This window comes from Microbacterium sp. BK668 (genome assembly GCF_004362195.1).
Classification (GTDB): Bacteria; Actinomycetota; Actinomycetes; order Actinomycetales; family Microbacteriaceae; genus Microbacterium.
This window is the reverse complement of the sequence record NZ_SNWG01000001.1, coordinates 2,507,152-2,521,446: the sequence shown is the minus strand read 5'-3', so window position 1 is coordinate 2,521,446 and position 14,295 is coordinate 2,507,152. Positions and strand designations below refer to the sequence as shown.

The following is a 14,295-nucleotide window of genomic DNA, read 5'->3' as shown; positions in this document are numbered from 1 at the left end:
GACGAAGGAGTCGCCATGCCCCCCGCCACCACCTCGACCCACTCCGCCGACGTCCTCGTCGTCGGCTGGGGCCTTTCCGGTCTCGTCGCGGCGAGCGAGGCAGCCGCGGCGGGCAGGAAGGTCGTCCTCGTCGACCAGGAGCCGCGGTCGAATCTCGGCGGGCAGGCGTGGTGGTCGTTCGGCGGGCTGTTCTTCGTCGATTCCCCCGAGCAGCGCCGGATGGGGATCAAGGACTCGCTCGACCTCGCGCGCCAGGACTGGTTCGGCACCGCGGGCTTCGACCGCGAGGAGGACGCCTGGCCGAAGCGCTGGGCCGAGGCATACCTGCAGTTCGCGGCCGGCGAGAAGCGGGCATGGCTGCGGGAGAAGGGCGTCGGCTTCTTCCCCGTCGTCGGCTGGGCCGAGCGCGGCGGCTACGGCGCGACCGGGCCGGGCAACTCCGTGCCCCGCTTCCACATCACGTGGGGCACGGGGCCGGGCATCGTCGCGCCTTTCGCCGCGGCGGTGGAGGGCGCAGAGGCGGCCGGCCGGATCACCATCCTTCCTCGCCACCGCGTGACGTCCCTCACGACTGCGGGAGGTGCCGTCTCGGGAGCAGCCGGCGAGGTGCTCGCACCGTCCGGCTCCGTGCGCGGGGCGGCGAGCTCGCGTGAAGTCGTCGGCGCCTTCGAGGTGACGGCGTCGGCGACGATCGTCGCCTCGGGCGGGATCGGCGGCAATCACGACCTCGTGCGTGCGATGTGGCCCCCGAGGCTCGGCACAGCGCCGGCCACGATGGTGACGGGCGTCCCGGCATACGTGGACGGCTCGATGCTGCCGGTCGCCGAGGCATCCGGGGCCCGGATCATCAACGGCGACCGCATGTGGCATTACGTCGAGGGCCTGCAGAACTGGAATCCGGTCTGGCCGGATCACGGCATCCGGATCCTCCCGGGGCCGTCGTCGCTCTGGCTGGACGCCACGGGACACCGCCTGCCCGTTCCGCTGTATCCCGGCTTCGACACGCTCGGCACGCTCGCGCACCTGCGCGCGACCGGCCACGATCACTCGTGGTTCGTGCTCTCCCACAGGATCATCGAGAAGGAGTTCACCCTCTCGGGCAGCGAGCAGAACCCCGACCTGACCGGCAAGGACCTGCCGCTTCTCGTCCGCTCCCGCTTGGGCAAGGGCGCCGCGGGACCGGTCCAGGCCTTCATGGACCACGGCGCGGACTTCGTCGTGCGCGACGATCTCGAGGCTCTCATCGCCGGGATGAAGGCGCTTCCCGGCGGGGAGGTGCTCGACGGCGACCGCGTGCGGCTCGAGCTGGAGGCGCGCGACCGCGAGATCGAGAACGACTTCACCAAGGACGCCCAGATCGCGATGCTCCGCTCCGCGCGCGCGTACCGCGGCGACAAGCTCGTCCGGACGGCTGTGCCCCACCGTATCCTCGATCCGGCGGCGGGTCCGCTGATCGCCGTGAAGCTCCATGTGCTGACGCGCAAGTCGCTCGGTGGCATCGAGACCGACCTATCCGGGCGCGCGCTCGACGCGTCGGGTGCGCCGGTCGCGGGGCTCTACGCGGCCGGTGAGGCCAGCGGGTTCGGAGGCGGCGGCGTGCACGGCTACCGCGCGTTGGAGGGCACGTTCGTGGGCGGATGCCTCTTCTCCGGCCGGATCGCCGGCCGAGCCGCGGCATCCGCCGTCTGAATCAGGCCGGGCCTCCCCCGGTCTCGCGGACCGGCGTGAGACCGGCGCGGACCGGTCCCCGGACCAGGACATGACCGCGCCGCAGCGTCACGCGCGTCCAGGCCGCCGCGCGCCGGACCTGCGCCTCCTCCTCACCGGCGATGAAGCCGAGCGCGAAGGCCGCGAAGGCGGCGCCCAGGGGCAGGTTCCCGAGCGCGTCGTCCGGCGCTCCCCAGACGCTCGCGCGCACGGTGCGGACCACGTCTTCGCCGGGGTCGGCGGGCATGGCCTCGGCCACGGCCGCGATGCCGTACTGGGCGCGGGAGGCGAGGACGGATGCCGCGATCCCGCCCACGCTCTCCCACCCGCCCCGCGGAGGTGAGATCCCCGCCCACGCGGGAGACTGCGCGACCTCGGGAAGCACGACGGCTCGTGCGTCATCGGAGGCCGCCGCGAGGAGCGTCGCGTCGACGACGAGGTCGCAGACGAGCTCGGGATCCACCGGAAGCGCGCGGAGGGCGAGGACGGTCGGGGTCGTGTCGAAGAGACCGCGCGGCGCGAGAGGCGCCGACGTGATCGCAAGGGTGCCGTTCGCCGCCTGCAGGCGCACGCCGCCGTCGCCGAGGCGTGCGGTGCGGCCGGCGAAGGTGAGGGCATCGGCGGCGGCCTCGGCGTCGGGGAAGAGAAGGCGCTGCGACATCCGCCCTAAACTACCAAGCGGTGCGGAAGCCGCCGCCCGCCGCAGCCTGGAGGACGACGTGACCGACGCCGCGGAGCCCGACGAGACGCCGCTGGACGTCGACCCCGTGTCGGCGCTGCTGTCCGTGCTCGACCTCGCCGATTCCACCGCCAGGACCACGGAGGACATCTTCACCGGCGTGTCGCAGCCCATGCCGCTCGGGCGGGTCTACGGCGGACAGGTGCTCGCGCAGTCGATCGTCGCGGCGGAGCGCACGATCCCCGAGGACCGCGTCCCGCACTCGATGCACGGCTACTTCCTGCGCCCCGGCGACTCGTCCAAGGGCATCACCTTCGCCGTCGACCGCATCCACGACGGGCGCTCCTTCTCCACGCGCCGCACGCAGGCCTTCCAGGAAGGGGTGCCCATCTTCTCGATGATCGCGTCCTTCCAGGACGAGGATCCCGGGGTCGAGCATCAGCAGGCGATGCCCGACGGCATTCCGCTTCCCGAGGGCCTTCCCGATGTCGAAGACCACCTCACCGGGCTTCATCCCATGACCAAGCGCCTGTTCCTGGACCGGCCGGTCGACCTGCGGCATATCCCGTCGCCGGTCTACCTGACCGTCGAGGGCGAGCGCGTTCCCCGCCAGGCGGTGTGGATGAGGGCACGCAGTCCGCTTCCCGACGACCCGGCGCTGCACCGCGCCGCGCTCGCCTACCTCAGCGACCTCACGATCCAGGAGTCGATCCTCCGCGCGCACGGCGTCGCGTGGGCAACGCCGGGGCTGAAGGTCGCGAGCCTCGACCACGCCATGTGGTGGCATCGCCCCGGCCGCGTCGACGAGTGGCTGCTGTATGTGCAGGAGTCGCCGAGCGCACGGGGCGGACGGGGTCTCGCCTCCGGGCGGATCTACTCCCGCGACGGCGTCCTCATCGCGAGCGTCGCGCAGGAGATCATGGTGCGCATCCCGGGTTGATGCCGGCGGATCAGTGCCGGTAGGTCAGTGCCGGTGGGTCAGTGCCGGTGGGCGTAGACGATCGGGGCGCCCTGGTACGGGCTCCAGGCGTCGCGCTCCGCGGGCGTCAGCCGCATCGGCCGGCCGGTCGCGGCATCCACCTTCACGACGACCGTCGTCGCTCGTGCGTACACCGTCTGCCGACCGTCGGGCGCCGCCGTCTCGACGGGGCTGCACACCTCGTAGCAGACCTCGATGCTCGATCCGCCGAGCTTCCCGAACCACAGCTGAACGTCGAGCGGATGCCGCTGATACGGCACCGGCGCGAGGTACTCGATCTCCTGGCGGGCGATGAGGGTGAGGATGCCGCTGTGCAGGCCCGAGTCCAGCACCGCCGTGGGCGGGGCGACCTCACCGGCGCCGGGCTGCCAGAAGGCGCGGACGCGCGCCTCTTCGAGAAGCTTCAGCATCGACGTGTTGTTCACGTGGTTGAACGCGTCGAGGTCGCCCCACCGCAGGGGAATCGGAATGTGGAGGCGCCGGCCCTGCGGCGTCGTCTCGACCGTCGCGATCGGCTCGTCGGTCACGCGTGCTCCTCACTTCCTTCGTCGACGAGCTCTCTTCGCTTCGGCGGCCGAGCGGTCGTCGGCTGTGCTCCGGTCAGTCGCGCGTGAGCTTGCGATAGGCCGAGCGGTGCGGCTTGGCGGCGTCGGGTCCGAGGCGCTGGATCTTGTTCTCCTCATAGGCCTCGAAGTTGCCCTCGAACCAGTACCACTGGTCGGGATCCTCGTCGGTGCCTTCATAGGCGAGGATGTGCGTCGCGATGCGGTCGAGGAACCACCGGTCGTGCGTGATCACCACGGCGCAGCCCGGGAACTCGAGAAGCGCGTTCTCGAGCGACTGGAGCGTCTCCACGTCGAGGTCGTTGGTGGGCTCGTCGAGGAGCAGGAGGTTGCCGCCCTCCTTGAGCGTGAGTGCGAGGTTCAGGCGGTTGCGCTCGCCGCCCGAGAGGACGCCGGCCTTCTTCTGCTGGTCGGGGCCCTTGAAGCCGAACTTCGAGACGTAGGCGCGCGAGGGGATCTCGGTCTTGCCCACGGTGATGATGTCGAGGCCGTCGGAGACGACCTCCCACAGCGTCTTCTGCGGGTCGATGTTGGCTCGGGACTGATCGACATAGCTGATCTTGACCGTCTCGCCGACCTTGAGCTCGCCGCCGTCGAGCTGCTCGAGACCGACGATCGTCTTGAAGAGCGTCGTCTTGCCGACGCCGTTCGGCCCGATCACGCCGACGATCCCGTTGGGCGGAAGCGTGAAGCTGAGCCCGTCGATGAGCGACCGGCCGTCGAACCCCTTCTGCAGCTTCTTGGCCTCGATCACGACGCTGCCCAGCCGCGGGCCCGGCGGGATCGTGATCTCCTCGAAGTCGAGCTTGCGCGTGCGATCGGCCTCGGCCGCCATCTCCTCGTAGCGAGCGAGGCGCGCCTTGGACTTCGCCTGGCGCCCCTTCTGGTTCGACCGCACCCAGTCGAGCTCCTCGGCGAGGCGCTTGGCCAGCTTGGCGTCCTTCTTGCCCTGGATGGCGAGGCGCTCGGCCTTCTTCTCGAGATAGGTGGAGTAGTTGCCCTCGTAGCCGATGAGACGGCCGCGGTCGACCTCGGCGATCCACTCGGCGACGTTGTCGAGGAAGTACCGGTCGTGCGTGATCGCGATGACGGCGCCCGGGTACTTCTGCAGGTGCTGCTCGAGCCAGAGCACGCTTTCGGCGTCGAGGTGGTTCGTGGGCTCGTCGAGGAGCAGCAGGTCGGGCTTCTGGAGGAGCAGTTTCGTCAGCGCGACGCGACGCTTCTCGCCGCCGGAGAGGGGTGCGATCTGCGCGTCGCCGGGCGGAGTGCGCAGGGCATCCATCGCCTGCTCGAGCTGCGAGTCGAGGTCCCACGCGTCGGCGGCGTCGATCTCCTCCTGGAGCGTGCCCATCTCGGCCAGCAGCGCGTCGAAGTCCGCATCGGGATCGGCCATGAGACCCGAGATCTCGTTGAAGCGATCCAGCTTCGCCTTGATCGCGATGCCGTCCTGGATGTTCTCCAGGACCGTCTTGGTCTCGTCGAGCTCGGGCTCCTGCATGAGGATGCCGACGCTGAAGCCCGGCGAGAGCTTCGCTTCGCCGTTCGACGGCTGGTCGAGGCCCGCCATGATCTTGAGGATCGTCGACTTTCCGGCGCCGTTGGGCCCGACCATGCCGATCTTCGCGCCCGGCAGGAACGCCATCGTGACGTCGTCGAGGATGAGCTTGTCGCCGACTGCCTTGCGGGCGCGGACCATGGAGTAGATGTACTCAGCCATAACCTGTCCAGTCTAGGCGACCGCGGCTCGGCAACCGGGGCCCGCTGCCCGGGCGACCGGAGCCCGCTGTCGGGGCCCGCTGCCCGGCGCCCGGGGACCGCCGCCGGGCGTCCCGCGTCCGGCACGGCCGGTAACCGCGACCGGACGCACCGCCCTGCGGGTGGGCGTGCGTCACCAGTCGATCGGGCGCGTCCGCCCGAGCAGGCACGTCTCGTCCCCGACGACCGGGAGCACCGTGGCCACGGGATCACCCGTCGCCGGTCCCACCTGCCCGATCAGGCACTCCCCCGCCCACAGCACCGAGAACTGGATGCTCTCGGCCGCGTTGCCGACCGTCGACTCGTCGTTCGTCACCTGCATCGCGGCCTTGTCGAAGCCGCCGGCGGCCAGCGCATCGACGTACGCGCGGCCGGACGCACGGTCCGGACCCGCCCACACCGCGTTCACGATCGACGCGAAGTACGGCAGATTGTCGGCTGCAGTGCCCTCCGGTCGCAGCGCGGGCGGGGGTGCGGCCGTCTCGGTCGGGACGACGCTCGGATCCGCCGTCGCCGTCGCCGTCGACGGCGTCACCGCCGACGACCCGGTCGGCCCTGTCGGCTGACCCTCGGAGCAGCCGGTCAGGAGCCCGAGCGCCACCGCCACCAGCACGACGGCCGAGCCGACCGGGCTGATCCTTCCGCGACGTCGGGTCGGCTCGGAGCGGCGAAGCACGCGACGAGTCTAGGCGTCGCGTCACAGCTGCGACCGCGAGCGTCAGAAGGGCGTGTCGGCACCGACGAGCAGAGAAGCCTCGTCCGGCGACGCCTCCGCGACCTGTGAAGTCGACTCCGAGGCAGTCGCACCTCCCGGGACAGCCCACTCCGCGGCCGCAGGGGCCGGAGCCCAATCGCCCTCGGCGGCGGGGGCGCTCTGCGGCGCGGAGGAGGCATCCCTCTCGAAGCGGCTGGTGCCGAACAGCAGGTCATGACCGATCGCCTCGACGTCGATCTCGGCGCTGATGCCCTTCTTCGCGCCCGTGTCCCACTCGCGCAGGCGCAGCCGCCCGGTGAGGATGACGCGGTCGCCCTTCTTCAGCGAATGGAACGCGTGCTCGGCAAGACCGCGGAAGGCCGAGACGGTGTACCAGTTGGTGTGCGCGTCGACCCACGACGCGCTGTTGCGGTCGTAGCGGCGCTGGCCGCTCGCGACGCGGAAGGTGGTGATCGCCACGCCTGCCGGCGTGCGCTTGTGCTCGGGCTCCGTCGCGATGTTGCCCGTGATGGTGATGGTGTCGCTCATGCCGCTTCCTCTCTCGTGCCGAGGTGCTTCCTCGGATGCTGCGCCGGCGCCCGAGTGCCCGTCGAGCGCCGGCGCGGGCTCAACGATGTCGCGGCGGCGCCCGCGCGCGGGCAATGGCGACCGTGAATGTGGAGAGGAGTCGGGCCGGGCGGGCTGGGGAGGAGAAGCGGGTCGGGGGTGAGACCGAGCATCGGGAATGTCGGAGGTCGCACATATGTTCGATTCCAGAGGAGAACACATGACTGCACTTTCCGACGTGGCGCTGCAGACGGCGCCGACTCTCCGCGCGGGAACGCTGGTTCGGCTCGCCCGAGCCGCAGCGGCGCTCTGGCGCGTCCTCGACGCGCGCGACCGAGTCATCGGGCATGTCGAGGCCTTCAGCGCCCCCGGCGGCACCCGCTACCGCGCACGGCGCTTCCATGCGGCCTCGAGGGCGTTCCGCGATCTCGGCGAGTTCTGGTCGGCCGACGACGCGATCGACTGCCTCCGCTTCGAGCGCTGACTCAGACGACCGCCTCGAGCTGGTCGACGATGGCCACCGGTGCGCCTCCGCGAACGCGCGGCCAAGCCTCGGCCAGAATGGCTGCCGCGTGCTCGAGCTCGTCAAGCGGCGCCGTGAAAGGCACTCGAAGATGGCGATCGTGGCCGCCGTCCGCGGCGAAGCGCGAGCCGGCCGACAGCAGCAGCCCGCGTGCGCGCACGTCCATGACGAGCGCCGAGCTCAGCGGTGCGTCGAGCTCGATCCACAGCGCAACTCCCCCCGCCGGGCTCGGCACCGCCCAATCGGGCAGGTGGGATCTCAGAGCTGTGACCATGGCGTCACGCCCCGTACGCAGGAGGTGGGATCGTTGTCCGACGATCTCGGGAAGCATCGGCAGCAGCGCCGCCGCAACAGCCTGCTCGAACTCCGGCGTGCCCAGGTCCTGCGTCGATCGCGCCGCGACGAGGCGGCGGATCAGGTCGGCGTGCGCGCGGATCCACCCGACGCGAAGACCGCCCCACACCGTCTTGCCGAGGGAGCCCAATCGCACGACCGAACCCGGCTCTGCGTGCAGGAATGCCGGCGCGACCCATCCCCGGTCGATGTCGAGGTCGGCCGTGGTCTCGTCGAGGATGAGCACCGTCCCCGACCGCTCCGCCGCCGCCAGCATCGTCGCTCGGTCGTCGGGCGTCATGGACCGGCCCGTCGGGTTCTGGAAGTCGGGCATCAGGTACGCGGCGACCGGCAGCGTGCGCGCGAGGGCCTGCTCGGCGCGATCGAGATCCCAGCCGTCGGCGGTCGTCACGGGCACCCCGACCGGTCTTGCGCCCGCGCGCCGGAACGCGTCCACGGCGTGCGGATACGTCGGAGTCTCGATGAGCAGGCGATCGCCGCGGCCGAGCAGCACGGATGCGAGCAGGTGGATCGCGGACTGAGCGCCCGTGGTCACGAGCACCTCACCCGGGTCGGTCGGGATTCCGCGGCGCGCGTAGTGCTCAGCGATGGCGGCGCGGAGGTCCGGTCGGCCGACGACGTCGTAGCCGACCCGACCGACGAGCGCAGCCGACTGCCCCGCGACCTCGGCGATGACCCCCGCGAGGCCTGGCCAGGCGGGCGGGCTCGCCTGCTGCAGATCTATGGCACCGTCCGAGGATGCCGCCCGGCCAGGATCGCGGCGACGCAGGGGAAGCGTTTCACTCCCGGACCCTCGCACGCTCGCGATGTGACCCGTCTCGCGGAGGCTGCGATACGCCGCGGCGACGGTGCTCCGGCTCACCTGGAGGCTGGCGGCGAGCTCGCGTTCAGCGGGAAGCGTCGTACGCGGGGCCAGGCGGTTGTCGAGACAGAGCAGACGGATGCCGTCGGCCAGAGCCTCGTAGGCGGGCTCGCGCGTTCGCCACCCGCCGAGCGCCGCCGTCAGCGACCGGGCGGAGATCCGGGAATCCATTCGGCCAGATTACCCGAATTGGACTGTGCGCGTCGGGCCAATCATGCGATTGGATGGTCGCATGACACGACGCGTCGTCCAGCTGCTGACCGGCCTGATCCTCTACGGCATCGGCTGCGCGCTCACGGTCGAGGCCGGTCTCGGGGTCGACCCATGGACCGTCTTCGCCGAAGGTGTTTCGATCCACACCGGGATCGGGATCGGCTGGATGACGAGCATCATCGGCTTCCTGGTTCTCCTGCTGTGGATCCCGTTGCGGCAGAAGCCGGGAGTCGGCACGGTCGCGAACATCGTCCTGGTCGGGACGAGCATGCAGTTCGCCCTCGGAATCATCCCCCCGATGAGCGGGCTCCTCGCGCAGTTCGCCGCGCTGCTGGGAGGCATCGTCGTCGTGGCTGTGGCATCCGGTCTGTACATCGGCGCGCACTTCGGCCCGGGCCCGCGCGACGGACTCATGACGGGCATGCACGCGCGGCTCGGCTGGCCCATCTTCGCGTGCCGCGCGATCGTCGAGCTGTCGGTGCTCCTCATCGGGTGGCTGCTCGGGGGCACCGTGGGCATCGGCACGGTGCTGTTCGCCCTGCTCATCGGACCCCTGGTCCACATCGCTCTGCCGCTGCTCGACACCCGGCGGTCGGCCCGCTCCCCCGTCACCGGCTCCAGGCAGGCGCGGCCCGCCGACTGATCCCGCTGACGAGGGTTCCGGCGGGCAACCCCGCCGGCCGACTCCGGATTCCGCGAGCGGCCGTCACCCGTGGAGCACGTTCAGTCTCCTGTGGAGCGAGTTCAGTGCTCGCGGAACTCCGGCCAGTCCGAGCCCGGCTTGAGGTGCGAGTACAAGGCGTTCTTGGCGACATCCATCGACGGATACGAGCCGACCGGCGCATCGGCTCCCACCATCTTGACGGTGTAGTCGGCGCCGCTCTTCTCGATCGTGCCCACGGCCCCGGAGGGTCCATACGCCACCCACAGGCGTCGCGTCTGCGTCTCGCTCATGATGAAACCCTTTCCCGACGACGTCATCGTCCTCTCGGCGCTCCCGACGCTACGCCGGGGCGGGGCCCGGCGCCATGGATTGACAGGCAGTTTTCGGATTTCCGCCCCTCGGGACCTGTGGTTTCCCGAGCCGCGGCGACGCCCGGTAGCCTGATATCCACCTTCCCTCCGTAGCTCAGGGGACAGAGCGAGCGGTTTCTACCCGCCAGGTCGGGGGTTCGAATCCTCCCGGAGGGGCTCCGGTGCCGCGTCGGCGCCGATCATTAGGATGGCTTCATGGTGGGCGCCTCCGAGAACGATCGGCTCGTTTGGATCGACTGCGAGATGACGGGCCTCGATCTCGAGATCGATGAGCTCGTCGAGATCGCCGTCGTCATCACGGACTTCGAGTTGCGCCCGGTGCATCCCGGCTTCCATATCGTGATCAAGCCCGACGACTCTGCACTCGACCACATGAGCGAGTTCGTGCGGGAGATGCACTCGACCTCCGGTCTCCTCGAGGAGATCCCGCACGGCGTGAGTCTGGCCGATGCCGAGTTCCAGGCGCTCGAGTACATCCAGCAGTTCGTCGCCAATGAGGGCAAGGCTCCCCTGGCGGGCAACACGATCGGCACCGACCGGATGTTCCTGGCCAAGTACATGCCGCGCATCGACCACTGGCTCCACTACCGCAACATCGACGTGTCGAGCATCAAAGAGCTCGCGCGCCGCTGGTACCCCCGCGCCTACATCCACGCGCCCGCGAAGGGCGGTGGACACCGCGCTCTCGCCGACATCCGCGAGTCCATCCGCGAGCTCGCCTACTACCGCCAGGCGGTGTTCGTCCCGCAGCCCGGCCCGACCAGCGACGGCGCGCGCGCAGCGGCCGCGTCGGTCGTGTCAGCGTTCGCTCCCGGGGTGTGAGAGAATCTTCTGGTTGCCCGCTCACGCGGGAGACATGGTGGGTATAGCTCAGTTGGTAGAGCACCTGGTTGTGGTCCAGGGGGTCGCGGGTTCAAGTCCCGTTACTCACCCCAATGGGTGTGACACGAGTCGGCGATGATCGAGATGGATGTCGAGGCGTTCGAGGCGCTGGTGGTCGACGAGCTCGACCAGCTGCCCGATGACATGATCGACGGTCTCGACAACGTGGTGTTCGTCGTCGAGGACCGACCTGAGGACGGCAGCCTCGACCTGTTCGGACTCTACGACGGCTGGGCGCTGACCGAACGAGGGCGCTACGGCGGCGGAGAGCTGCCCGACCGAATCATCGTGTACCGGGAGCCGCATCTGCACGCGTGCGAGAGCGAGGACGAGCTCCGCGACGAGGTGCACACGACGCTCGTGCACGAGATCGCGCATTTCTACGGGATCGACGACGATCGGCTGCACGAACTGGGGTGGGCGTGATGTCCCCGGCGATCGCGCCGGAGCGGACCGAGCAGGCCGATTCCGCCACGACGACCGGCCCCCGCCGCGCCTGGCAGACGGTGGTCTGGAACGACCCTGTGAACCTCATGAGCTACGTCGTCCATGTGTTCCGGGAGTACTTCGGGTACCCGCGCCCGGATGCCGAGCGACTCATGCTGGCGGTCCATCACGACGGACACGCGGTCGTCGCGGAGGGTGCGCGGGAGCAGATGGAGCTCCACGTGCGGGCCATGCACGATTACGGGCTGTGGGCGACCGTCCGGGAGGCCCCGTGATGAATCCCGATCGCGTGGTGGTCCTCGAGCTGTCCCGCCTGGAGGCGACACACCTCGCGGGACTCGTGACGCAGTTCGCCGAACTCCTCGACGAGACCGGCGACGGACTCCCGGACGATCCGGCCGTGCTGCGCATCGTCCCCGACGGCTATTCCGGCGACCCCGCGGCGGCGCAGGAGTTCCGCGAGCTCACGCAGCGAGAACTTCTCGAGAGGCGGTCGACGGATGCCGCGGCCGTCCTGGCCGATCTCGCCCACGTCATCGCGATTCCCGCCGACACGGCGGTCACCGCCGACGACGACACCCTGCTCGAGACGGCGCTGGTTCGACTCGACGCCGACGGCTTGCAGGCATGGCTGCGCACGCTCGCCGCGATCCGACTGGTGCTGGCGTCGCGTCTGGGCATCACCTCCGAGGAGGATCACGACGACGAGGACCCGCGGTTCGGCGTCTACGACTGGATCGGCTACCGGCTCGACGGGCTCGTGCGCGCCGCGGACAGCGACGACTGACGCGCGGGGGGTCGCTCACGGGACCTCGAAGAGATGCGTCGCGTGATGGCGCGGATCATCGCGCACCAGATGCCGCTCCTCCTGCTCCGCCCACTGATCCCAATGCGGACGGTAGGTGTCGCCGTCGCGCTCGAGCGCGCGGCGCTTGCGCGAGGACATCGGCGACTCGAGCCAGACGCGCAGGTCGCCGAGGGGCGCCGTCGCGGCAGTGAGGAGGCCTGACCCCTCGACGATGAGCGGGAGGGAGGGATCGACGGCATGGGCTTCGGCGGGTTCCGAGGCATCCCAGTCCCACCGCTGCCAGATGCCGATCACGCCCCGGCCATGCGGGACGAGAACGGCGGCCCGCGCGGTCTCGACGCCGTCCGCCAGACCGTCCCAGCCTGGATAGAGGCTGTCGAGCGCGATCAGCTGCACGCGCCCCGTGAGCGGCCAGCGCGCCACGAGCCGGCGCGCGAGACTCGTCTTTCCGGACCCGCTCTGGCCGTCGATGAGGACGACGGGATTCGACACGCCGAGCTGTCGCACGGCGTCGAGGACGCCCGTGGCGGCGGAGTCGAGGACGGTGGCGACCGGGTCGGCGCTACTTCTTGAGGGCGCGGATGACACGGCTCAGGGCGCGGCCCGCGACCCACACGAACGGGATCGCCACCGCCAGGAGCGAGACGATGTTCGGCTCGAAGCGCACCTCGCCGCCGCGGCGGATGTACGCACCGACCGGGACTGCCCAGCCGCCGCCACCGCCGCCGCCGTTGCCCGCCTCGTCGGAGCCGCCGCCGAAGCCGGTCCAGCTGAACGAGACGGGGATGACCTGAACGCCCCCCACATCGCGCTGTTCGCCGTAGGCCGCGTTGATGCCGAGGGTTGCCGACTGCTTGCCGAGCTCGAGTGCGATGTTGGGCATGCACCCCACGCTACCGGTCGATCGGGGTCTAGCCCAGGGCCGCCGCACGGTCGGCGTCAATCGCTCGGCGGCGCCTTCGGATGCGAGGGCAGCGCGGTGCCCCCGCGTGGGGAACCGAGCAGCGTCGCCCGCGTGACGGCGCCCTTCCCGAAGCGGGCGGCGGCGTCATCCAGCGCTCCCTCGACGCGCCGCCACTCCTCGTCGTCGTCCCACAGCGTCGACGCCTCCGCATGGGCGGGACGGAGCTTCTCCCCCCGTACGCCCACGAGCCTGATGGGGAGGACGCGGTCGACCGACCGGAAGAGCTCGAGCGCGGCGTCGCCGATGCGCTGCCCCACGGTGGTCGGCTCGGCCAGGGTCTGCGAGCGGGAGATCGTCGTGAAGTCCGCGAAGCGCACCTTGATCGAAATGGTGGACGCCTCCCACCCGTGGCCGCGCAGGCGCGCTCCCACCCGGTCCGCGAGCCGACGGAACTCGGCGCGGAGGACGGCCGGGTCGTCGACGTCCTGGAAGAACGTCTCCTCGTGCCCGACGCTCTTCTCCACGCGAGTCGTCTCGACCTCGCGCGGGTCGAGGCCCTGCGCCAGCTGCCGGATCCGGCTTCCCATCGCCTGCCCGAGCGCGCGGTCCAGAACGTGGGGCGGAGTCTCGAGGATGTCGGCGACCGAGTGGATGCCTCGTGCCTCGAGCGAGGCGGCCGCCTTGGGACCGATGCCCCACATCGCCCGCGCCGGCTGGGCGGCCAGGAACGCCTGCGTGCCGGACCCGGCGATGATCAGCAGCCCATCGGGCTTGCTGAGCGTCGATGCCATCTTGGCGACGTGCTTCGTCGCGGCCACCCCGACGCTGCAGGTGAGACCGGTCTCGTCGAGAACCCGGCGCCGCAGCATGACGGCGATCCGGCCGGGGCTCCCCCACAGCCGCCGGGCACCGCGCACGTCGAGGAACGCCTCGTCGATCGACAGCGGCTCGACCAGCGGCGTGATGTCGTCGAAGATCCCCATCACGTGCCGCGAGAGCTCGAGGTAGCGGTCGAAATCCGGCGGCACGACGATCGCGGTGGGGCAGAGCGTCAGTGCCTGCCCTGTCGACATCGCCGATCGCACGCCGAATCGACGAGCCTCGTAGGACGCACTCGAAACGACCCCTCGTCCCTCCGTGCCGCCGACGATGACGGGCTTACCCCGCAGCGACGGGTCGTCGAGGATCGCGACGGATGCGTAGAACGCGTCCATGTCGACGTGGAGGATGCCGGTGCCGGTGTCGTCAGCGCCCTCCGGCGAGACGATGCGGCCCGACCCATCACCGCGTCCCATGGACTCATCCTCCTCGCGAGCGCGACAC

At 70.5% G+C, this 14,295-nt stretch carries 18 protein-coding genes and 2 tRNA genes; 10 read left to right on the top strand and 10 right to left on the bottom strand.

Features of this window, described 5'->3' with window-relative positions:
- The first annotated feature begins 15 nt into the window (after positions 1–15).
- Positions 16–1,689, top strand: a complete 1,674-nt coding sequence (locus EV279_RS11250) for an FAD-binding dehydrogenase (protein ID WP_133543518.1) — start codon at positions 16–18, stop codon at positions 1,687–1,689.
- 1 nt (position 1,690) lies between these two features.
- On the opposite strand, the gene EV279_RS11245 is transcribed toward EV279_RS11250, so the two are convergent.
- Positions 1,691–2,368, bottom strand: coding sequence for a hypothetical protein (locus EV279_RS11245; RefSeq protein ID WP_133543516.1), 678 nt, complete (start codon positions 2,366–2,368; stop codon positions 1,691–1,693).
- A gap of 58 nt (positions 2,369–2,426) precedes the next feature.
- Between EV279_RS11245 and EV279_RS11240 the strand changes: the two genes are divergently transcribed.
- Positions 2,427–3,326: an acyl-CoA thioesterase II gene (locus EV279_RS11240; protein ID WP_208109520.1), complete on the top strand. Its 900-nt coding sequence runs from the start codon at positions 2,427–2,429 to the stop codon at positions 3,324–3,326.
- A gap of 38 nt (positions 3,327–3,364) precedes the next feature.
- Here the strand turns inward: EV279_RS11240 and EV279_RS11235 are convergent, their stop codons facing one another.
- From EV279_RS11235 to ssb, 4 genes are all read right to left on the bottom strand, one after another.
- The gene (locus tag EV279_RS11235; protein WP_243728538.1) at positions 3,365–3,892 is read right to left on the bottom strand and encodes a thioesterase family protein; all 528 of its coding nucleotides are present in this window, start codon (positions 3,890–3,892) and stop codon (positions 3,365–3,367) included.
- A 73-nt stretch (positions 3,893–3,965) separates the two neighbouring features.
- Positions 3,966–5,645, bottom strand: a complete 1,680-nt coding sequence (gene ettA, locus EV279_RS11230; protein WP_133543514.1) for an energy-dependent translational throttle protein EttA — start codon at positions 5,643–5,645, stop codon at positions 3,966–3,968.
- A 171-nt stretch (positions 5,646–5,816) separates the two neighbouring features.
- A complete protein-coding gene (locus EV279_RS11225) occupies positions 5,817–6,359 on the bottom strand; it encodes a hypothetical protein (protein WP_243728537.1) in 543 nt (180 codons plus the stop codon).
- Positions 6,360–6,401: 42 nt separating this feature from the next.
- Positions 6,402–6,926 (bottom strand): single-stranded DNA-binding protein, encoded by a 525-nt coding sequence (gene ssb / locus EV279_RS11220; protein WP_133543512.1) that lies wholly within the window; start codon positions 6,924–6,926, stop codon positions 6,402–6,404.
- A 238-nt stretch (positions 6,927–7,164) separates the two neighbouring features.
- Between ssb and EV279_RS11215 the strand changes: the two genes are divergently transcribed.
- Positions 7,165–7,428 carry a hypothetical protein gene (locus tag EV279_RS11215; RefSeq protein WP_133543510.1) on the top strand — a complete coding sequence of 88 codons (264 nt, stop codon included), beginning with the start codon at positions 7,165–7,167 and terminating at the stop codon, positions 7,426–7,428.
- Between the two features lies 1 nt (position 7,429).
- Here the strand turns inward: EV279_RS11215 and EV279_RS11210 are convergent, their stop codons facing one another.
- On the bottom strand, positions 7,430–8,854 hold the full coding sequence (locus EV279_RS11210; RefSeq protein WP_133543508.1) for a PLP-dependent aminotransferase family protein: 1,425 nt from the start codon (positions 8,852–8,854) through the stop codon (positions 7,430–7,432).
- Between the two features lie 61 nt (positions 8,855–8,915).
- On the opposite strand from EV279_RS11210, the gene EV279_RS11205 reads away from it, so the two are divergent.
- Positions 8,916–9,539: a hypothetical protein gene (locus EV279_RS11205; RefSeq protein WP_133543506.1), complete on the top strand. Its 624-nt coding sequence runs from the start codon at positions 8,916–8,918 to the stop codon at positions 9,537–9,539.
- Between the two features lie 101 nt (positions 9,540–9,640).
- Here the strand turns inward: EV279_RS11205 and EV279_RS11200 are convergent, their stop codons facing one another.
- Positions 9,641–9,850, bottom strand: a complete 210-nt coding sequence (locus EV279_RS11200) for a methyltransferase (RefSeq protein WP_133543504.1) — start codon at positions 9,848–9,850, stop codon at positions 9,641–9,643.
- Between the two features lie 164 nt (positions 9,851–10,014).
- Between EV279_RS11200 and EV279_RS11195 the strand changes: the two genes are divergently transcribed.
- From EV279_RS11195 to EV279_RS11170, 6 genes are all read left to right on the top strand, one after another.
- Positions 10,015–10,087 (top strand) — tRNA-Arg (locus EV279_RS11195).
- 39 nt (positions 10,088–10,126) lie between these two features.
- A complete protein-coding gene (gene orn, locus EV279_RS11190) occupies positions 10,127–10,753 on the top strand; it encodes an oligoribonuclease (protein ID WP_133543502.1) in 627 nt (208 codons plus the stop codon).
- A 37-nt stretch (positions 10,754–10,790) separates the two neighbouring features.
- A tRNA-His gene (locus tag EV279_RS11185) sits at positions 10,791–10,866 on the top strand.
- 22 nt (positions 10,867–10,888) lie between these two features.
- Positions 10,889–11,239 (top strand): metallopeptidase family protein, encoded by a 351-nt coding sequence (locus tag EV279_RS11180; RefSeq protein ID WP_133543500.1) that lies wholly within the window; start codon positions 10,889–10,891, stop codon positions 11,237–11,239.
- Positions 11,230–11,535 (top strand): ATP-dependent Clp protease adapter ClpS, encoded by a 306-nt coding sequence (gene clpS / locus EV279_RS11175; RefSeq protein WP_166644510.1) that lies wholly within the window; start codon positions 11,230–11,232, stop codon positions 11,533–11,535. Before EV279_RS11180 ends, clpS begins: the two co-directional genes overlap by 10 nt.
- Positions 11,535–12,047, top strand: a complete 513-nt coding sequence (locus tag EV279_RS11170; protein ID WP_133543497.1) for a DUF2017 family protein — start codon at positions 11,535–11,537, stop codon at positions 12,045–12,047. The genes clpS and EV279_RS11170 overlap by 1 nt, the downstream gene beginning before the upstream one ends.
- A 15-nt stretch (positions 12,048–12,062) precedes the next feature.
- Here EV279_RS11170 and EV279_RS11165 read toward each other — a convergent pair whose 3' ends face one another.
- From EV279_RS11165 to dinB, 3 genes are read right to left on the bottom strand one after another with little or no spacing between them, the layout of a single operon-like run.
- Entirely contained in the window at positions 12,063–12,656 is a 594-nt protein-coding gene (locus tag EV279_RS11165; protein WP_133543495.1) for a hypothetical protein, read from the bottom strand.
- Positions 12,631–12,951 carry a hypothetical protein gene (locus tag EV279_RS11160; RefSeq protein ID WP_133543493.1) on the bottom strand — a complete coding sequence of 107 codons (321 nt, stop codon included), beginning with the start codon at positions 12,949–12,951 and terminating at the stop codon, positions 12,631–12,633. The genes EV279_RS11165 and EV279_RS11160 overlap by 26 nt, the downstream gene beginning before the upstream one ends.
- A 56-nt stretch (positions 12,952–13,007) precedes the next feature.
- The gene (gene dinB, locus EV279_RS11155) at positions 13,008–14,267 is read right to left on the bottom strand and encodes a DNA polymerase IV (RefSeq protein ID WP_133543491.1); all 1,260 of its coding nucleotides are present in this window, start codon (positions 14,265–14,267) and stop codon (positions 13,008–13,010) included.
- Positions 14,268–14,295: the final 28 nt, after the last annotated feature.